The following is a 19,282-nucleotide window of genomic DNA, read 5'->3' as shown; positions in this document are numbered from 1 at the left end:
TTCGCTCCGGGACACCAACCATCGACGCGGATCGTTCAGCGGGCCGGGTCCGGCAGCGACAGGGCGTCTGACATCAGCCACCGGACCAGCCGGTCGACATCCACCGGCGCGGTCGTCTCGACGTCCAGCAGCGGGCCACGGCCGATCGGCTTGGCGCGGGCGGCGAGGGCCCTCAGTTCCTCGGCATATTCGGGGCCCGGATGGCCGGGCAGACGCGTGGTCGCGCGGGCCGCATAGCGCGCGGCAACGATATCCGGCGGCGCATGGCACCAGATCTCGGCGGTCGACGCCACCTTGGCCATGGCGAGGTGCTCTTCCAGCAGTTCGGGAGGCTGGAAGCCGAACCAGGCATCGACGATGAAGGTCGAACCTGCCGGTGCCTCGCCGATGATAGAGAAAATTGCCTTGTAGCTCGCCCGCCCCAGCACGCGGTTGAAGGGCCGGTCGACATTCTCGATCAGTTCGAGGAAAGGATTCTTGACGGTGTCGAGCCCGAGGATCGGCCAGCCCGTATGGGCCGCCAGCGCCCGGGCGACGCCGCTCTTGCCGCTGGCCGGGACGCCATTGACGAGAATGGCACGACGGCCGACGGCCGCGGTCGGTCGCAAGGCCGTTATAGCAGGCGATGCGGGCGGCTTGGCCGTGGCAGCGCTCGTCCTTTCGAGCGCGGCCAGAGCGCCGCCGATTACGCCGGCGTCATCGCCAAGCGCGGCGGCGGCAATGTGCGATTCGTACCAGGAAGTCTGGTTCGGCAGCGCCGCGACAGCGGATGCGGCTTCCGAGCCGAGCCCGCCGCCGAGAAGGACGACCTCCGGATCGAGTGCGGCGACCAGACTGTCGATCGCCGCGCGGAGCGGGACCGCCCAGCGTTGCAGAATATTCGTGGCGGCGGCATCGCCATTTGCGGCAGCGGCGCGCAGATCGGCCGCCGTGGTGCCTCCGGGCAAGCCGGCCTCGGCGATGAGCCGGCCGAGCGCCGTGCCCGAACTGGTCGTCTCGACGCAGCCGCGCTTGCCGCAGACGCAGCGAAGTCCCTCCGTCTCGACGACGATATGGCCCAGTTGGCCGGCCGTGCGGCGGCCATGAACCAGGTGGCCCCCGTCCATGACGGCGCCACCGATGCCGGTACCAATGGTCAGCATCACGGCATTCTTCAAACCGCGCGCCGCACCGATCGCCGCTTCGGCGACGAGAGCCATCGCGCAGTCATTGTCGATCGTGACCGACCGGCCGAAAGCTGCTTCGATCCGGCTGCGCACGGGAAGGCCCGAGAGGTCGACATAGCCGCCCGAGAGCACCTCGCCTGTGGCCGCATCGACACGGCCGGGGACGCCGATGCCGATCGCTTCGGCATCCGGCGCATCGACCGCTTCGATGGCAGCCGCGATGGCAGCCATGGCGCGCTCGGGATCATGATCGCTTCGGATCCGGGTGCGAGCGAGAATCTCCCCGCTTTCCGAAACGCGGGCGGCACGGATATGGGTGCCGCCGATATCGACGCCGACAGCCGTCCTCCCGCCCGCCATGATCAGGCGGCTGCAGCGACGGAGCGGTGGCGCGCAATAACGGCCTGGATTTCGCGCAGGCGCGGCACGGCGATCATGGTCAGGCGTTCGCGTGTCACTCTGCGGTCGAGCGAAATGCAGTCCTTCCAGAGCGAGCGGCCGGCGATCACGCCCGAGGCGCCGTTGGCCATGGCGATCTCGACCTGCTTCAGGAAGGTGTCATGGCCGACGCCGGCCGACAGCACCGCCCACGGCACGTCTCCGGCGAGGCGGGTGACGGCGGCGCAGGATTCGGGCGAGCCGGGATAGGGCAGCTTGAGAACCTTGGAGCCGAGATCGAGGCAGATCTGCGAGCCACCCTGGATCAATTCGGGGATCTTGGCCGCATAGGCCTCCGGCGTCTCGCCTTCGAGCGCATAGGTCAGGAATTCCACGACGATCAGCAGGTCCTCGGCCGCGAAATCGGCGATGACCTGTTTCAGGATCTCGATGTTGTGCGTGTTGGCGGCAGGCGTGTCGGAGCGCAGATAGACCATGATCTTGCCGCCCGTTCCGCCGAGCTCGCGCACCTTGCGGGCGGTGATGCCATCGACCAGCTTGGAGAGGCGATAGCCTTCCGGCGAAACGTCCCAGCCCGAAGCGTCGAGGCCGATCAGGAGCGCCGTATTGCGATGCAGTGTGCCGTTGTTCACGATCGCCGGCACGGCGCAGATCGGATCGACCAGCACGCAGGAGGCCTCGATCGCGAGATAGCGGGCAATATCCGCCTTGGTGTCGCCCAGCACTTCATTGCTGATCTTCGCCTGCTCGGCCGGATCGCTCGCCAGCAGCGTGCGCATGCCGCCGCGCTGGTCGCAGGCAATCACCATCATGGCGCCGTCGGCGCCGCAGATCTGTTGGTAGCCGCGAAGTTCGGCGGTTGTCATGCGAGCCATGGGGGTCTCCTCGGGCGCGAAAATGCATTATGCGGCTATTGCCTCACCGTGGCGGCTAAGGACAATTGCCTCATCGCAGGGATCGGGTATAGCGTCTCTCGGTGCTGGTCTGTAACACATTGCTGAAAGGAATTGCAACTGTCCCAGTCCACGCCTCCGGAGACCCGTTCAGCGCGGACGATGCTGCACACGGTCGCCAAGCTGCACTACGAGAGCGACATGAGCCAGGTCGACATCGCCAAGCGGATCGGCGTCTCGACGGCCACGATCTCGCGCATGTTGCGGCAAGCCCGGGCGGAGGGGATCGTGCGGATCGAGGTGCGCGATTTCGAGGAGCCGGAGGATCTGGCGGAGCGGCTGGCCAAGGCGCTCCGCCTGCAGCGCGCGGCCGTCGTCGACGTGCCTCCGGCGAGCGCCGCCGCGGCGCTGGCGGACCCGCTGGGCGGCTTGCTGCGCCAGTCCGGCCTTGCGGCGGGCGGGGTGCTGGCGGTTGGCTGGGGCCGCGCCATTCGCGAGGTCATCCAGGTCGGCCTTCCCTCGATTCCGGGCGTCCTGGTCGTTCCGGCGACCGGCGGCATGCAGCAGCAGGCGGCGCATTTCCAGGTCAACGAATTCGTACGCCTCGCGGCCAAGCATCTGGGCGGCGAGCCTCGCTTCATCCATGCGCCCTACCTGCCCTCGGCGGAGACGCGGGCAGCGTTTCTCGTTGATCCGACGATTCGCGAAACGGTCGCGCTGTGGGACCGGATCGACGTCGCGGTCGTGGGTGTCGGGCTGCCGCATCTGCCGACCGTGACCGAGGAGAGCGCGGCAACGCCGAGCGAACGCCGGCTGGTCGGCGCGGCCGGCGATGTGATTCGCCACTATTTCGATGCGGACGGCAACATCCTGTCCTGGGAGGGGGAGGGCCGGATGATCGCCGTCTCGGTCGACCAACTCCGGCGGGTACCGCTCGTCATCGGCGTGGCTGTCGGCGAGGCCAAGGCCGAGGCGATCATTGGCGCGGCGCGGGCCGCACTCCTGAGCGCCCTGGTTACCGACAGCACGACCGCAGCGGCGATTCTCGCCCGGTTGGCGCGTTGAGTGTGCCGCGCGCAAAGCAGCAGAAATGCTGCATTGCGGCGTGATCTCAGGACCGTATCTTTCGCCACGTAAAAATAGGGCTTGTCGCGCACAAACGCAATTGACAGGCGGGGCCGGCTGCCCTCTAGTTTGCCCCGAGCGCCGGCCGGGAACCGGCAAACAGGGCGCTCGCCCCGCGATCGGTCCTCGGAGGAGGGCGCGCAATCGTTGTTTTCGGGGCCGGCGTCATTCCGGCCGTCGCCAGAGCGCAGGAGGCGTTCTGAGGTGTGAAAATCGCTTCAGCAACAAATTTCGCTTGACGAGACGGCCCGTCTGTCGCGGTGATATGGGAACTGGCCACGTTGATCGGGCCGGTTAGAAACTTTGAACAGCTCATGAGGGAGGAAACCATGGAGCGTCGTTCGGTTATCAAGATGGCGGTCGCAGCCGCCTTGGCCGCGTCGATCGGTCTGCCGGCAATGGGCGGTGTCGCCCACGCCCAGGCCAAGAAGTACACCATCGCCCTGATCCCTGGCCTGACCACGGATGCGTTCTACATCACGATGCGCAAGGGCGCGCAGGCAGCCGCCGATGCCCTCGGCGTCGAGCTGGTCTTCCAGGGCGCCCCGGATTTCAATCCGGTTCTGCAGGTCCCCGTCCTCGACGCGGTCATCGCCCGCAAGCCCGACGCGATCCTGATCGCGCCGACGGATACGACCCAGCTTGTCGAGCCGCTGCGCAAGGCGAATGATGCCGGCATCCCGGTGATCACCGTCGACACCTTCATCGGCACCGGCAAGTACCAGACCGGCGCCGGCGATGCCGACTTCCCGTACTCCTACATCGCCTCGGACAACGTGCTCGGCGGCCGCATGGCAGCCCGCGCGCTGGCCACCGCGATCGGCGGCGAGGGCAAGGTTTACGTCTCGAACGTCAAGCCGGGCATCTCGACCACCGACCAGCGCGAAGAAGGCTTCAAGGCGGAGATGAAGGAGAGCTTCCCGAAGGTCACCGTGCTGGAGACGCAGTTCAACGAGAACGACGCCAACAAGGCGGCTTCCCAGCTGCAGGCGGTATTCGCCCGCAATGCGGACCTGAAGGGCGTGTTCGGCGCCAATCTGTTCTCGGCTCTCGGCGCCGGTACCGGCGTCCAGCAGGCCGGCCAGGCCGGCACCATCCGGGTCGTTGCCTTTGATGCGCCGACGTCGATCGTCGACAACATCAACAGCGGTCTCGTCGACGTGGCGATTGCGCAGCATCCCGCCGAGATCGGCTATTACGGCGTTGTTTCCGCCTATGCCCACCTGACCGGACAGTCCATCCCGGTCTCGATCGGCACCGGCTTCACCGTGATCGACAAGAAGAACGTCGCCGATCCGAACGTCGCCAAGTACATCTACTCCAACTGATCTCGGAGTGACTATATCCTCCCCCGGACGTTCCGGGGGAGGTCCTTTGCGACCTGTCGCCGTCCCTGCCGCCTCAGGCCGAATAAAGTGCGCCGTCCCGCGCTGACCGGGTGAACTCATGACAATTTCCGAACCGAATGTGCCGGCCGCGGCCGGACATGCCAGCCCGAAGGGGCATGCCGCGGAGCATGGCCATGGTGCCGGGCCCGGCCACGTCGCGCCCCAGGCCGATCACGCCGACCGCGCCAAGACCATACTCCAGCGCGTGGCCGACCTCCGGGCCTGGCTCTTCCTGGCCGCGCTGATCATCATCTTCGAAATGTGGGCCCGCCTCGATTTCGGCGGTACCTTCGTACTCAACCCCTTCAATCTGCAGTCGATCGCGATCTTCGCCGTGGCGCCATTGCTGTTGGCGACCGGGCAGACCTTCGTCATCATTTCCGGCGGCATCGATCTGTCGCTCGGCTTCATCATGGGTCTTGCGGCCGTGGTGGCGTCCCATGCCATCAACTTCGCCAATCCGGTCATGGGCCTGCCCATGGCGGTGCTGTTCGGATTTCTCGTGGCCGTGGCTATCGCGGCGATACCGGGCGTCATCAACGGCCTCCTGATCTCGCGGCTGCGCGTTCCGCCCTTTATCGGCACGCTCGGCATGTTCGGCGTCGCGCGCGGCGTCGCTTTCCTGCTGGCCGGTGGGACGACGGTTCCCGTCAACAATTCCTTCTTCGCGACGATCGGCAATGGCCGCTTCTTCACGATTCCCTACATCGTCATCGTCGCCGCGATCTTCGTGCTGATCATGCATTACCTGCTGAGCCAGACGAAATTCGGCCAGCACAATTATGCGATCGGCGCCAATGTCCAGGCGGCGCGGCGTGCCGGCATCGACATCAAGTCGCATCTGCTGCGCCTCTATATTCTCTCGGCCGTCTGCGCCGGCGTCGGCGGCGTACTCTACGCTGCCCGCTTCAGCGCCGGAGCCGCACAGGCCGGCGAGCCGCTGCTGCTCGACAGCGTGGCCGCGGTCGTGATCGGCGGTGCCAGCCTGTTCGGCGGCTCGGGCACCATCCTTGGCACCGTCGCCGGTGCACTCGTCATCGCCGTGATCCAGTACGGCCTCGTCTTCGTCAATGTCGAGCCGTTCTGGCAGTTCATCAGCGTCGGCGTCGTCATCATCATATCTGTTCTCATCGACCAGGCGCAGCGCCGGTTCAGCGGGGGTCGCCAGGATGAATAACGTTCCTCATGCCGGGCCTCTGCTCGAGGTCATCAATCTCTCCAAGCATTTCGGCGCCGTCCGCGCCCTGAGTGACCTGTCGATGACGGTTCATCCCGGCGAGGTGGTGGCCCTTGCCGGCGACAATGGCGCCGGTAAGACGACGCTCATTAAGGCAATCTCGGGCGTCTACCGTCCGAGCTCCGGCGAAATCCGCCTCAAGGGCCAGCCGGTGAGCTTCGCCACGCCGCAGGAGGCGCGCGACCAAGGGATCGAGACGATCTACCAGGACCTTGCGCTCGCCGACAATCTGACGATCGGAGCCAACATCTTCCTCGGCCGCGAGCCGATGACCAAGCGCTTTGGGTTCCTGCCCGTGATCGACCGCAAGAAGATGGCGGACGCTGCCCGCAAGACCATGGCGCTGCTCGACTTCCATGTCAGCCGCATGGATGCGCCGGTGAGCAATTTCTCCGGCGGCCAGCGTCAGGCGGTGGCGATCGGCCGGGCTGTCTACTGGAACGCGCAGATCCTGATCATGGACGAGCCGACGGCGGCGCTCGGCGTTCCCGAACAGCGCAAGGTCATCTCGCTCATCCATCAGTTGAAGGCGCAGGGTCGCGGCGTGATTTTCATCTCGCACAATCTGCAGGATATCTTTGCCGTCTCCGACCGCATCGTCGTGCTGCGGCGCGGCGTCATGGCCGGCGAGCGCAAGATCTCCGAGACGACGCATGATGAGGTCGTCAAGCTCATGGTCGGCGGCTGAACCCTACCGCGCGGCGCAAGCCGCGCGGGCCTCAAGCCGAGGCGCGCAGCACGAGTTCGGCGTTGACGAGGACCTGGTCTCCCGACAGGCGCGGATCGTCGAAGACGCGGCCCGGATCCAGTTTGGAAAGCAAGAGATTGATGGCGAGCCGTCCCATCTCCGCCGTGTTCTGCGACACCGTGGTCAACGGCGGCCACGTATATTCGCTGAGCGGCTGGTTGTCGTGACCGGCGATCCGGAGATCGCAATCAGGTCCGAGCCCAATTTTGAGGCCAGCCTGGTTAACGGCCGCCAGAACACCGAAGGCGACACGATCATTGCCGCAGACCACGATTCCCGTCGGGAAGCCGCCATTGCGCAGGATCCGGTTCGCCTGCTCAAAGGCATAGCGCTCAAAATCCCAACTGTCGGAGCGCTCGAGTTCCAGAACGATCGGCTCCAGCCCGCGCCGCTCCATTGTCGCGATATAGGCGTTACGCCGGTCATGGGCGTTGCTATTCACCCAGGGCATGTCGAAATAGCAGGGCCGGTCGCCAAGCCGCGTCAGGTAATCGGTAATGAGCGACATGCTTTGTGCATTGTTGGTGCCAACGAAGGGCTGCTCATCATCGAAGGGCGCATCGATGAAGACGATCGGGTTGCTCCGGGCGAGCGCCTTGACCTTGGCGCGGTGCTTCGCATTGCCGCCGACAGGCGCCATGATGATGCCGGCGACGTTCAGCGAGGTCAGCGTCTCGATCGCCTCAGCCTCCAGTTCGGCCTTGCCGTCAGAGGAAAAGACGAACGGCATGTAGCCCGCCTGCGTCGCTTCCGCCTCGATGCGCCGGCGCAGGCCCGTATAGAAGGGGTCCAGCGAATTCGGAAAGATCAGGCCGATGATCTTGGTGCGGCGCCGGTTCAGATTGACGGCGAAGAGGTTCGGCCGAAATCCGGTCTCCGTCAGCCCGACCTCGATCCGTTCGCGAACCTTGACGCGGACCGAGTTCGGATTTTGGAAGTATTTCGATACGGTCGGCCGCGACAGGCCGACGGCGGCCGCGAACTCTTCCATCGTCCGGATGTTCGTCTTCGTCATGCGTCTCAGTCTTTCGCAGGTAGATCCGGGCTGCGCCGCCCGGCAAATCGGTCTACGAAAGGGCTGCCAGCTTGCACCCATCTTGTCAAACAAATAGACGTGCGCAAATAAAATGCTTTACGTGCATAAAGTAATGGATGCCCGTGGTGCCTCTCGCCCCGTGGCCGCATTATGACGGCGGCAATCGGGCCTGCCGTCGCCTCGCTAGGCGAATTGCTTGTCGAGTTCGTCTGCACGGAAAAGGACGGCCATAATCGCCTCGCCGCTCCCTATGTCGGGCCGTTTCCGAGCGGCGCGCCGGGCATCTTCATCGATCAGGCGGCACGTGTCGGCGCACGCGCGATCTTCGCCGGAGCGGTCGGTTCCGATGCCTTTGGCGGCGTGCTCACCGACCGGCTCACGGGCGTCGGCGTCTCGAACGAATTGATCCGTGTCGTCGACGGCGTTCCGACCGGTTCGGCCTTCGTCTCCTACAATAGCGACGGCACCCGCGACTTTGTGTTTAACATCGCCCACTCGGCCGCGGCGCATCTGCCGGACGCCGACGAAATCACCGCGGCCTTCTGCGTCTACGGGACGGGCGTCTTTCATATATCGGGATCGACGCTCGGCGACGGAGCCATGCGGGCCACGGCGCTGGAGGTGGCGCGCGGGCTTGCCGAGGCCGGAATCGCGATTTCCTTCGACCCCAATGTACGCAAGGAACTGCTTGGCGATCCGGGCTATTTCGCCGCCGTCGAGGCGCTGACGGCGCTCTCGACCTATTTCCTGCCGAGCGAGGAGGATGCGGCCGTACTCTTTCCCGGTGCCGAGTTCGCCGATTATGCGGGCCGCCTGATCGCCGCCGGCGCGGAAAGCGTCGTCCTGAAACGGGGCGAGTTCGGCTGTCTCGGTCTCGACCGCAGAGGGGAGCGCGTGAGCCTTCCGGCGCATCGAACCACAGTCGTCGATCCCACCGGGGCCGGCGATTGCTTCTGTGCCACCTATGTCGCGCTGCGCACGCTCGGCCTCCCCTTTGCCGCGGCACTGGCGCGGGCGAACGCAGCCGGTGCGCTCGCCGTTGGCAGGCTCGGCCCGATGGAGGGCAATTCGAACCTCGCGGCGATCGAACGCCGGCTGGAGGGCGCGGCATGAGAACGCTGCTCGATATCGTCGCCGCGAACCGCGCCGGCGAACGGACCGGGATCCCGTCCTACTGCACGGCCCACCCCGAAACGCTGCGTGCCATCTTCGCCGCCTATCGCGACGATGACGCGCCGATCCTGATCGAGGCGACCTGTAACCAGGTCAACCAGTTCGGCGGCTATACCGGCATGACGCCCGCCGATTTCCGCCGCTTCGCCGAGGGCCTCGCCGCCGACGAGGGCGTCGACGCAGATCGTCTCATCCTGGGTGGCGACCATCTCGGCCCCAACCCCTGGAAAAACGAGCCGGCAGCCATCGCCATGGAAAAGGCGAAGGCGATGGTCGCGGCCTTCGTCGAGGCTGGCTTCACCAAGATCCATCTCGATGCCTCGATGGCCTGCGCCGATGACGGCCAACTTGCCGAAGCGACCATGGCGGAACGCGCCGCCGACCTCGCCATCGTGGCGGAGCGCGCCGCCGCGAGCCGGCAGCTCGCCTATGTCGTGGGTACCGAGGTGCCGATCCCGGGTGGCGAGACCGAGACGCTGGACGCCCTCGCCGTCACGACCACGACCTCGGTCCAACGCACGATCGATCTCCACCGCACCGCCTTCGCGGCGCGCGGCCTCGACGCCGCCTTCGACCGAGTCGTCGGCATCGTCGTCCAGCCCGGCGTCGATTTTGGCAACGACAAGGTCTACGCCTTCGTGCCGGAGAAGGCCGCCGATCTCTCGGCCACGGTGGCGAGCCTGCCGGGCCTCGTCTTCGAGGCCCACTCGAGCGACTACCAGACCGAGGCGGCGCTGGCGGCGCTCGTCGACGGCCATTTCGCGATCCTGAAGGTCGGCCCGGAACTGACCTTCGCCTATCGGCAAGCCGTGGTCGCACTGGCCGGCATCGAGGCGTCGCTGGGGCCAGCCGAACCCTCCGGCATCCTTGACGTGATCCGCACCGAAATGCGCGCTGCGCCGAAGGATTGGCGCGGCTACGTCGCCGCCGATGAGCGTGAGGCAGCGATGATGCTGTTCGGGCTCAGCGACCGCGTACGCTATTATTGGCCCAATCCGCGCATCCAGGCCGCGCTTGGCCGCCTCCACCGCAATATCGCCGAGGGCCGGCCTGAACCCGGCCTCGTCGCACAGGCGACCGGTGGCCTTGTCGGCCCGGCCATCGATCCCGCCGGGCTCCCCCGCCAACTCGTCCGACAGATGGTGGGCGCGGTCGTCGCCAAATATCGCGCGGCGGCGCGCGACGGCGGCGCGGGCTGATCGATCGGCGGCCTTGATATCCGGAAGAATATTTGCGCGAGAAAAGATATGAATTGACGAGCGGAATATATGCCGCCTAGCATCCGCTCATGAGCGCCGCAAGGCGCCGGCCATCGGGAGGAAGGCATGCGGACGGAACTCAAGAACAAGATCGTCCTCGTCACGGGCGGCAGCTCGGGCATCGGGCGGGCCATGGCACGCGCGGTCGCCGAAGAAGGGGCGAAGCTAGTCCTGGTCGGACGCTCGGCCGAACGCCTCCAGGCCGTGGCGTCGAACCTGCCGACCGAGGCGCTGCCGATCGCCGCCGATCTCACCAAGCCAGCCGAGGTCGACCGGGTCGTCGCCGAGGCGCGCGCCCGCTTCGGCCGTATCGATATATTGCTGCCGAATGCCGGGCTCTATATTCCCGGCGACGTCGCCGAGGGCGATCCCGACGCCTGGGACGAACTCCTCGCGGTCAACGTCAACAGTGTCTTCCGCCTGGTCCGCGCCGTCCTGCCCGAAATGATCGAGCGCAAGGACGGCCATATCCTGATCACCAGCTCGATCTCGGGCCATCAGGCGATCCAGTGGGAGCCGATCTATTCGGCCTCCAAGCATGCGATCCAATCCTTCGTCCATGGTCTCCGCCGCCAGGTAGCCCCGCAGGGCATCCGCGTCGGCGCCGTCGCGCCGGGCATCGTGCTGAACGAACTCTGGGGCTACAAGGACCCGGCTGCGATCGACGCAAAGGTCGAGAGCCGCGAGGGATTGCGCTCCGAGGATGTCGCCGATGCGGTCGTGTTCATGCTGACGCGGCCCGCCAATGTCACGATCCGCGACCTCGTCATCCTGCCGCAGAACCAGGACCTCTGATCGTGTCCGGCTTCGACTACATGATCGTCGGCGGCGGCGCCGCTGGCTGCGTGCTCGCGAACCGGCTTTCGGAGAATCCGAAGGTACGCGTTGCTCTCGTCGAGGCCGGGCCCGACCGGCACGCGTTGACTTCGTATCCGAATTAACGCCTAGTCTGACCGTCACGGTCTCTTGAAGCCCAAGATTCGAGCGTTTGAGGGAAGCCGGTGCGGCATCTGCCAAACCCGGAGCTGTCTCCGCAACGGTGAGCGGTTCGCCGAAGCCCATCGCGCGTCACCGGGATCGAAATGATCCTGGAAGGCCGGGCGGAAGCGACGACCCGCGAGCCAGGAGATCTGCCGCGACGCCGTAAACGTCCCTGGGCGGAGTGTTCCGGTGGATCGTCGCTTGCTGCAGACGGCCCCCGTGGCGTCCGCGTGCCTCTTGCGCGTCCTCCCGGCCTTGGCCCCAAACGATTGGGTTTGTGCCGGTGCCTGTTCCTGTTGATGCCGATGTCGCACGGGCGGATCCCCATGGTCATCTGGATATTCCGAAAGCCGCGCAGCCTCTTCGGCTCGCCCGCATCGATGCGATCGGAATTGGGGCGATCCACCTGCTGGCGCTTCTGGCGTTCGTGCCGTGGCTCTTCAGCTGGACCGGCGTGGTGGTGGCGATTCTGGGGCTCTATGTATTCGGCACGCTCGGGATCAGCCTTTGCTTCCATCGCATGCTGACCCATCGCGGCGTCGTCTGCCCGAAATGGCTGGAGCACAGCTTCGCCATCCTCGGCGTGTGCTGCGTTCAGGATACGCCGGCCCGCTGGATCTCCATCCACCGCAAGCATCACGAGCATGCGGACGAACAGCCGGATCCGCACACCCCGCTGGTCAACTTCCTGTGGGCGCATATCGGGTGGATGCTCTTCACCAATCGCGAGCTGACACGTCGGGCGTTGATCTCCCGCTATGCCAAAGACGTCCTGCAGGACCCGTTCTATGCGAGGCTCGAAGCGAACTTCCGCTGGGTTCGGGTGATCCTGATTTCGTGGGCGCTCTTCTTTGCCGGCGGGTTCGTAGCCGAATTGCTGCTGGGCGGCAGCCTGCTGGAGGCTTTGCAATTCGGCCTCAGCCTGCTGGTTTGGGGAGCCTTCGTCCGCACGGTGCTGGTTTGGCACATTACGTGGTCGATCAATTCGGTGACCCATCTTTGGGGGTACCGCAATTATGAGACCGACGAATCCAGCCGGAATAATCTGATCGTCGGCTTCCTCAGCAATGGCGAGGGCTGGCACAATAATCATCACGCCGACCCACGCTCGGCCCGCTACGGCCACCGCTGGTGGGAACTGGATGTAACCTGGCTAACGATCCGGTTTCTCTCGGCCGTGGGCCTCGCCACCAAGGTCATCAAGCCCTCCCCTCACGTCCAGGAGCGCTACGCCAAGCTGGCCGCCGCGACCGCGCACGGCGGCTCCGCTTCAACGCCGCAACGGGCGGATCGCCAGACCCCCTGACAGGCACGGAGAAGGCGCGTACCGCTCCCGAACATCTGCGTCAAGAAATACCGTTCAGCAGCGACTTGAATCCTGCCGCGATCCGCTGAGAGCCTTGGATGCGGCGCGACCGCTCGGCCTCAGTCGTCGAGGGCGTGCCAGGGCAGGTCCGAATCGGAGATCGGCTCGCGTTCGAAGACGATCGATCCATGGAGGTCGTCACCGAGTTCGATGACGCGCGAATACATGCCGAGTTCGGCGGCGGAGCTGGCGAGATTCGTCGCGCTCCGCAGCGCGTCATCATGGGACGCGAAGCTCGCCACCGGCAATCCGTCGCGATGGAGAAGCGAACGCTGCCCGCCGCCGTCATACTCGATATAATACGTTGCAAAATCGAGCATATCGGCACCTCCACTCCCCGTGCCCGGCGGATTCTAGGCTGAGTCGACCATGGGTCCTGTGCCTCGCGGGCAACAGGAGCCAAAGGAACGCCTATTCCCCCGGAAAAGCAGTGGATCGACCGGTACCCGCTAGGATTGACGAAGGGAGATTAGCCCTGCAGCTCGAAACGCGGCGCGTCGAAGCTCATTCGGCGACCTCGCAGCTAAAGCGGATCTCCAGATTGGAAGGGCGTGGTGACGAGAGAAGACGCTGCCCCGCTGCCTGACACGCCGCCAGCGACTCAAACCCGCCCACGGCCGAGATCGAAGAGGAAACGGCGAGACTCTTCGTCTCCTCCGTCGCCCCGTAAACGATCGACAGCATAACCAATATGTACATTCAATCCCCCGAACCGGGCCCACCCGATGTGGGCCTGAAGCCCACGAATATGCTTGCCTTTATCGAAAATTGAAAGTGGCGGTGCCGCCAGGCAGGCACCGCCCTTAGCTGGCTATTTCGCGACGTGCCAGACGCCGCCGACGCCATCACCGACGACGTCGCCCGGCTTCTTGTCCTTGATGAAGGTGTAGAGCGGCATGCCGTCATAGGCCCACATCTTCGTTCCGTCCTTCCGGTCGACCAGCGTCCACTCGCCGCTCGCCTTCGCCTTGGCTCCGGCCACAAAGGGCGGCCAATTCACGGCGCACTGGTCGTAGCAATTGGACACGCCCTTCTGGTCCTTGTCGAAGGTGTAGAGCGTCATCCCCTTGGCATCGACATAGACCTTGCCGACGGACGTCTCCATCATCTTGGCCGGTCCGGCGGCAATCGCCGGCCCGAAGGCTCCGGCAAGCATGGCCAGAGCCAGAACAGTTCTCGTGGCTGCGGTTCTCATGGCTGAAATCCTCTCTGTTGACGTGTGCCGACGATGTCGGCCGCAGCAAGAACACGCGAGGACGGCAATCTATTCGAGCCGGAGTCGGTTAACGCAGATCCGTTTCGGGATAGGCCCGGCTCGGCTGGCATATGCCGTCGCGACAGAGGAAGAGCAGGGTCTGGTCGGGCCAGCAGCCATGCGACGCCAGCTCTGCTTTCGCCACATAAAGAATGAGAAGGCGAAACTCGGCCACGCCATCCGCCGACGGATCCAGATTGGCATAGACCGCCACGCCGTCGAGACCGGATCGCTCGATAGAACCTGCAAGCCGCACCCCGCCGTGGACGAGGCCGCCTTTCCAATAGACGCCAGCCCGGCACGCGGAGTAGCCGCTTGGGGCCACGAACCTGGCATAGTAGCTGCCGCCACGAACCCGGGTGAGCCAGGCCGTGCCGCGATAATCATCTGAATGGATGAGCCGCTTCAGGAACCGGTCGCTCGAATCTTGTCCGGCGGCGTCCGGAGAGCAATCGGTCCGAAGAGCGCGACAACCGGCTTCGACGAGCAGGGCGGCCGTCCCGCTGTCCATATCGCGCCAGCCCGGAAGCTGGAAGTCACGATCGGCGCGGAGATGAAATTCCTCCTGATAGACGCGCGGGACCAAGTCCCGGGCAGCAGCGGTACGGGCCGTTGCCGGGAAGAGAAGCCCAAGGGCCGCCGCGACGCCAAGCCACCGGAACATGGCCGCCTCCGATCGGAGACAACCATTCTATCATGCGAGGCTGCGACGCAGAACGATCGGATAGATGAGAGCTCAGGCAGCGATGCGCACGATGACCGGGACATGGTCGGAAGGCCGGGCCCAGCCGCGCGCCTCGCGCAGCACCTCGACGCCAAGGAGGCGCCCCTTGAGCGGCGGCGTCACCCATACATGGTCGAGCCGGCGGCCTCGATTGGAGGCTTCCCAGTCCTGCGCCCGATAGCTCCACCAAGTGAAGAGCTTCTCTTCCGGCGGAATGAAATGGCGCATCGCATCGACCCAGCCGCCAGCCACGCGCACCGCCTCCAACAGTTCCGTTTCGACCGGCGTGTGGCTGACGACGTCGAGCAACTGCTTGTGCGACCACACATCGTGCTCCAGCGGCGCGATGTTGAGATCACCGACGAGGATCGCCGGCCGGTTGGTCTGCGCGCCCGTCAGCCAGGTCCTCATCTCGTCCAGGAAGCCGAGCTTATGCGCGAATTTCTCGTTGACCGCCGGATCGGGTTCGTCGCCGCCGGCCGGAACGTAGAAATTATGCAGCGTGATCGGCAGATCGCGATCCGGCAGAACGACCGAGACGTGACGGGCGTCGTCCTTTCCGTAGAAGCCCTGACGGGCCGTCTCGGCGAAAGGCAGGCGCGAGAGCGTCGCGACACCGTGATAGCCCTTCTGACCGTGTACGGCCTGATGGACATAGCCGAGCCTCGTGAAGGCGCCGGAGGGGAAACTGCCCTCGACGCATTTGATTTCCTGCAGGCAGAGGACATCGGGGCGATGCGCCTCGAGAAACGATGTAACCAGATCGATGCGCAGCCGCACCGAATTGATGTTCCAGGTCGCGATCGTGATCGTCATGCTGAACCCCCGAAGGAAGCCAAGGGCATACGCAATTCGCCTTCCAAGTCCAATCGCAATTGCGCAATTCGGGCCACGAAGAAGCAGACAAAGAAACGCCCAGCCCCGGGGGAGGCTGGGCGTCGCGCTCGGAGCGCTTTAGCGCCTGTCGGGGACATGGCGCCTCGCGGAACTGGGGCTCGGTGAGACGGGGGGCACTACCAAGCCTTGGGTCGTCCCGCTATGGTTCGAAGATCGGCACGCCGTGGCCCGTTTTCAAGTCCCGACTCAAAAGGCGGCGGATCACAACGCCGCGATCAGCGCAGCTTGGTGCTGGGCAGATAGTAGTCGATCTTGAAATTCTTCGGATCGGCCGGCTTGCCGACCTCGACATCATAGATCGCAACCGACGTATCGAGGCCCTGCGCGTCGGTGACCACCCATTGGCGCAGCTCGAAGCTCTGCTTGTCGAAGATCAGCTTGAGCGAGCCGTCGCCAAAGCTCGCATCCTGGGCAAGGACGAGCGAGATCAGGTCCGGCTCCTCCGTAACCTTCTGCACGATCGACGCGGAGGTCAGATCGATGCGGTCGGCGAGCAGATAGCGCAGCGGCGTCTTCGACAGCGGATAGAGATCCTGCGTCATCATCTTGCTATCGCGGATCGCCACTTGGCTACCGTCGCAGATGACATCCATCTTCACGGGCGGATTATAGTGGAAGCGGATCTTGCCCGGACGGCTGATGAAGAAGACGCCTTCCGACTGTTCGCCATTCGGTCCGAACTGGATGAAGCGACCCTGCATCGTGCGGATCGAATTGAAATAATTGTCGATCTTTTTGAGCGTGGCGGCCTGATCCGCAGAAAACGCCGCGCTTGCCGGCAGGGCCCAGCCGAGGGCTGCCAGCGCCAGACCGGAGGCGAGGACGGAACGGCGCGTTGAGCCGGAGACGTTGTTGAGCGCCTTCATGGCATCCCTTCGTGTCGCAAGGGCCGCCGGAAGCGGCCGAGAGGCCGAAGGCAGCCGTAATCGGCAGGCGCCTTCGACTAGGTGGGTTTGATGGCGAATTCACGGCGGGTGGCCGGACCGACCTTGCGGGCGGAGCGGCTTCCGGATCGCGAACGGCAAACGCCGCCTGACGAAGATAGGGCCTTCCGCCCGCTGCGAAAGGGGTGGGCGACGCTAGAACCGCCCCTCCTCCTCCCCGCCGACGAGAATCTCTCTTTTTCCCGCATGGTTGGCCGGCCCGACCAGGCCTTCCTTCTCCATGCGCTCGATCAGCGAGGCCGCGCGATTATAACCGATGGCAAGCCGGCGCTGGATATAGCTGGTCGAGGCCTTGCGGTCGCGCAGCACCACGGCGACGGCCTTGTCGTAGAGATCGTTCGATTCCTCGCCGCCGAGGAGGGAGGCATCGCTACCGGCGCCGCTCTCGCCGCCTTCGCCGTCATCCTCCGTAATCGATTCGAGATAGTCGGGATGGCCCTGCGTCTTCAGATGGCGCACGACCTTCTCGACTTCCTCGTCGCTGACGAAAGGTCCGTGCACGCGCTGGATACGGCCGCCGCCCGCCATGTAGAGCATGTCGCCCTGGCCGAGCAGCTGCTCCGCACCCTGCTCGCCAAGAATGGTGCGGCTGTCGATCTTCGACGTCACCTGGAAGGAGATGCGCGTCGGGAAGTTGGCCTTGATCGTGCCGGTGATGACGTCGACCGAGGGGCGCTGCGTCGCCATGATGACGTGGATGCCGGCGGCGCGGGCCATCTGGGCGAGGCGCTGGATCGCGCCCTCGATGTCCTTACCGGCGACCATCATAAGATCGGCCATCTCGTCGATGATGACGACGATATAGGGGATCGGCTCCAGCGGCAGGTCCTCCTGCTCATAGATCGCCTCGCCCGTCTCCTTGTCGAAGCCGGTCTGGATCGTGCGCGTCAGCACCTCGCCCTTGGCCTTGGCCTGGCCGACGCGCGCATTGTAGCCATCGATGTTCCGGACACCGACCTTCGACATCTTCCGGTAGCGGTCTTCCATCTCGCGCACGGTCCATTTGAGCGCGACGACGGCCTTCTTCGGGTCGGTGACGACGGGGGTCAGAAGATGCGGGATACCGTCATAGGTGGAAAGCTCCAGCATCTTCGGGTCGATCATGATCAGCCGGCAATCGGTCGGCGTCAGCCGATAGAGCAACGACAGGATCATGGTGTTGATCGCAACGGACTTGCCCGAGCCGGTGGTGCCGGCGACGAGCAGATGCGGCATGCGGGCGAGATCGACGATGACCGGCTCACCGCCGATCGTCTTGCCGAGGCTGATCGGCAGACGCGCCTTCGACTTTTCGAAATCCTCCGCTGCCAGCATTTCGCGCAGATACACCATCTCGCGCTTGGCGTTGGGCAGTTCGATGCCGATCGCATTCTTGCCGGGTATGACGGCGACGCGCGCCGCGATAGCGCTCATCGAGCGGGCGATGTCGTCGGAGAGGCCGATGACGCGCGACGATTTGATGCCAGGTGCCGGCTCCAGCTCGTAGAGCGTCACGACCGGGCCGGGCCGGACATTGACGATTTCGCCCCGGATGCCGAAATCATCGAGAACGCCTTCGAGCACACGCGCATTCTGCTCGAGCGCATCGAGATTGATGCGCGAGCGCGGATCGATCGCCTTGGGCTCGGTGAGAAACTGCAAGGCCGGAAGCTCGAATTTCTCGGCTCGCAGCAAGGAGGGTTGCGCTTCCTGGGCCAGGCGCTTGCCGGGCTTCGGGCGGGACGCCGGCGGGGTGACGCGCGGCGTGGTGGTCGCGGGTCCCCGCGCGGGCACGGCATCGAGGCCATCGTCGTCCGCGTCGAAATCGTCCTCGTCTTCGAGTGCAGGGCGCGGGCTGACGGCGCCGACGCCGAATTGCGGCTCCATCCGTTCCGCCCTGCCGGATGCGACCGTCAGCGAGCGCGTTTCGGCCGGCCGACGCCGAAAGAGACGGCGCGTGCCGGCGCGCAGCGAATAGCCCCAATGGGCAAGCTGTCCGAGCGGCACCGCTAGGAACCCGCCGCCCTCGTCCTCCTCATCGTCCTCGGTCTCGTCATCCGCCGGAACGACGCGCTTCGGCGCCGGTTTGGCCGCGTTCCGCAGGGCCGCACGCTTCGGCTCGGCCACAGTTTTGCGGGCCGGCAGCAGCCCGAAGGCATGAACGAGGAGGAGAGCGGTCAGCGCGGCATAGATCCCCTGCGTCGCCAGCCTCGCCGTCGTGCTGTCGGCGCCGATGAAGATCGACGCCGGCAGCCGAGCGACCAGATCGCCGAGGACGCCGCCGAGGCCGGTCGGCAATGGCCAATGTGCGGTCACTGGCAGGAAGGCCAATGCTCCGGCGCCCAGAACGGCCGCCCCCAGCCAGCTCGCCGCCATCACGCCGCGAAAGCGGCGGATGCCGCCGAACAGCGCCCGCCAGCCCCAGATCACGGCCGGAAGCAGCAGGAGGACCGCGCCGATGCCAAAGAACTGCATCAGCAGATCGGCGAGGATCGACCCTGGAAAGCCGAGCGCATTGGCCGCCGGCTTGGACGTCGCATAGGAGAGCGACGGATCGTCGACCGCCCAGGTGGCGAGCGCCACCGCGACCGCCGCCGTCCCGCCGATGAGGGCGATACCGATTGCAAGGCCGAGATGCCGCTGCACGAAACGGCGCAGCCCGTCATCGTCGGAGTCGAGGGCCAGGGCTTCGGAACGGATCGAGCGCATCGT

The 19,282-nt window shown here is 65.3% G+C and carries 17 protein-coding genes, 1 pseudogene and 1 riboswitch; of the genes and pseudogenes, 9 read left to right on the top strand and 9 right to left on the bottom strand.

Features of this window, described 5'->3' with window-relative positions; genetic code table 11:
- Positions 1–35 precede the first annotated feature (35 nt).
- Together OSH05_RS11010 and OSH05_RS11005 are read right to left on the bottom strand one after the other, a co-directional pair.
- The gene (locus OSH05_RS11010; protein ID WP_266352200.1) at positions 36–1,526 is read right to left on the bottom strand and encodes an ROK family protein; all 1,491 of its coding nucleotides are present in this window, start codon (positions 1,524–1,526) and stop codon (positions 36–38) included.
- Between the two features lie 2 nt (positions 1,527–1,528).
- Positions 1,529–2,440 (bottom strand): tagatose-bisphosphate aldolase, encoded by a 912-nt coding sequence (locus OSH05_RS11005; protein ID WP_104221026.1) that lies wholly within the window; start codon positions 2,438–2,440, stop codon positions 1,529–1,531.
- Between the two features lie 180 nt (positions 2,441–2,620).
- Between OSH05_RS11005 and OSH05_RS11000 the strand changes: the two genes are divergently transcribed.
- The 4 genes from OSH05_RS11000 (at position 2,621) to OSH05_RS10985 (ending at position 6,896) form a co-directional block, all read left to right on the top strand.
- Positions 2,621–3,523, top strand: coding sequence for a sugar-binding transcriptional regulator (locus tag OSH05_RS11000; protein ID WP_104221027.1), 903 nt, complete (start codon positions 2,621–2,623; stop codon positions 3,521–3,523).
- A 389-nt stretch (positions 3,524–3,912) separates the two neighbouring features.
- Positions 3,913–4,911, top strand: coding sequence for an ABC transporter substrate-binding protein (locus tag OSH05_RS10995; protein WP_104221028.1), 999 nt, complete (start codon positions 3,913–3,915; stop codon positions 4,909–4,911).
- 118 nt (positions 4,912–5,029) lie between these two features.
- Positions 5,030–6,148: an ABC transporter permease subunit gene (locus tag OSH05_RS10990; protein ID WP_104221029.1), complete on the top strand. Its 1,119-nt coding sequence runs from the start codon at positions 5,030–5,032 to the stop codon at positions 6,146–6,148.
- Positions 6,141–6,896, top strand: coding sequence for an ATP-binding cassette domain-containing protein (locus OSH05_RS10985; RefSeq protein ID WP_104221030.1), 756 nt, complete (start codon positions 6,141–6,143; stop codon positions 6,894–6,896). Before OSH05_RS10990 ends, OSH05_RS10985 begins: the two co-directional genes overlap by 8 nt.
- Before the next feature lie 31 nt (positions 6,897–6,927).
- Here OSH05_RS10985 and OSH05_RS10980 read toward each other — a convergent pair whose 3' ends face one another.
- Positions 6,928–7,947: a LacI family DNA-binding transcriptional regulator gene (locus tag OSH05_RS10980; RefSeq protein WP_165801716.1), complete on the bottom strand. Its 1,020-nt coding sequence runs from the start codon at positions 7,945–7,947 to the stop codon at positions 6,928–6,930.
- 195 nt (positions 7,948–8,142) lie between these two features.
- Here OSH05_RS10980 and OSH05_RS10975 point away from each other — a divergent pair, with 195 nt between their 5' ends.
- The 5 genes and pseudogenes from OSH05_RS10975 (at position 8,143) to OSH05_RS10955 (ending at position 12,711) form a co-directional block, all read left to right on the top strand.
- Positions 8,143–9,105: a sugar kinase gene (locus OSH05_RS10975; protein ID WP_104221032.1), complete on the top strand. Its 963-nt coding sequence runs from the start codon at positions 8,143–8,145 to the stop codon at positions 9,103–9,105.
- Entirely contained in the window at positions 9,102–10,364 is a 1,263-nt protein-coding gene (locus OSH05_RS10970; protein WP_104221033.1) for a class II D-tagatose-bisphosphate aldolase, non-catalytic subunit, read from the top strand. The genes OSH05_RS10975 and OSH05_RS10970 overlap by 4 nt, the downstream gene beginning before the upstream one ends.
- Positions 10,365–10,490: 126 nt before the next feature.
- On the top strand, positions 10,491–11,219 hold the full coding sequence (locus OSH05_RS10965; protein ID WP_104221034.1) for an SDR family oxidoreductase: 729 nt from the start codon (positions 10,491–10,493) through the stop codon (positions 11,217–11,219).
- A 20-nt stretch (positions 11,220–11,239) separates the two neighbouring features.
- Positions 11,240–11,329, top strand: a pseudogene (locus tag OSH05_RS25255) (NAD(P)-binding protein); the annotation flags it as partial.
- A 37-nt stretch (positions 11,330–11,366) separates the two neighbouring features.
- Positions 11,367–11,576: riboswitch (cobalamin riboswitch) on the top strand.
- A 112-nt stretch (positions 11,577–11,688) separates the two neighbouring features.
- Positions 11,689–12,711 carry an acyl-CoA desaturase gene (locus OSH05_RS10955; protein WP_266352199.1) on the top strand — a complete coding sequence of 341 codons (1,023 nt, stop codon included), beginning with the start codon at positions 11,689–11,691 and terminating at the stop codon, positions 12,709–12,711.
- Positions 12,712–12,830: 119 nt separating this feature from the next.
- On the opposite strand, the gene OSH05_RS10950 is transcribed toward OSH05_RS10955, so the two are convergent.
- The 6 genes from OSH05_RS10950 to OSH05_RS10925 all read right to left on the bottom strand — a co-directional run bounded on the left by OSH05_RS10950 (position 12,831) and on the right by OSH05_RS10925 (position 19,279).
- A complete protein-coding gene (locus OSH05_RS10950) occupies positions 12,831–13,091 on the bottom strand; it encodes a hypothetical protein (protein WP_104221035.1) in 261 nt (86 codons plus the stop codon).
- A 491-nt stretch (positions 13,092–13,582) separates the two neighbouring features.
- On the bottom strand, positions 13,583–13,966 hold the full coding sequence (locus tag OSH05_RS10945; protein WP_104221037.1) for a COG4315 family predicted lipoprotein: 384 nt from the start codon (positions 13,964–13,966) through the stop codon (positions 13,583–13,585).
- An 88-nt stretch (positions 13,967–14,054) separates the two neighbouring features.
- The gene (locus tag OSH05_RS10940) at positions 14,055–14,612 is read right to left on the bottom strand and encodes a hypothetical protein (protein ID WP_266352198.1); all 558 of its coding nucleotides are present in this window, start codon (positions 14,610–14,612) and stop codon (positions 14,055–14,057) included.
- 150 nt (positions 14,613–14,762) lie between these two features.
- Complete coding sequence (gene xth / locus OSH05_RS10935; RefSeq protein ID WP_104221039.1) at positions 14,763–15,566, bottom strand: exodeoxyribonuclease III; 804 nt, start codon at positions 15,564–15,566, stop codon at positions 14,763–14,765.
- Positions 15,567–15,862: 296 nt separating this feature from the next.
- Entirely contained in the window at positions 15,863–16,513 is a 651-nt protein-coding gene (locus tag OSH05_RS10930) for a LolA family protein (RefSeq protein WP_104221040.1), read from the bottom strand.
- Between the two features lie 213 nt (positions 16,514–16,726).
- Entirely contained in the window at positions 16,727–19,279 is a 2,553-nt protein-coding gene (locus tag OSH05_RS10925; protein WP_104221041.1) for an FtsK/SpoIIIE family DNA translocase, read from the bottom strand.
- Positions 19,280–19,282: the final 3 nt, after the last annotated feature.

The organism is Kaistia algarum (genome assembly GCF_026343945.1).
Lineage (GTDB): Bacteria > Pseudomonadota > Alphaproteobacteria > Rhizobiales > Kaistiaceae > Kaistia > Kaistia algarum.
The sequence above is the reverse complement of the archived record's forward strand: the minus strand, read 5'-3'. Positions and strand labels throughout refer to the sequence as shown.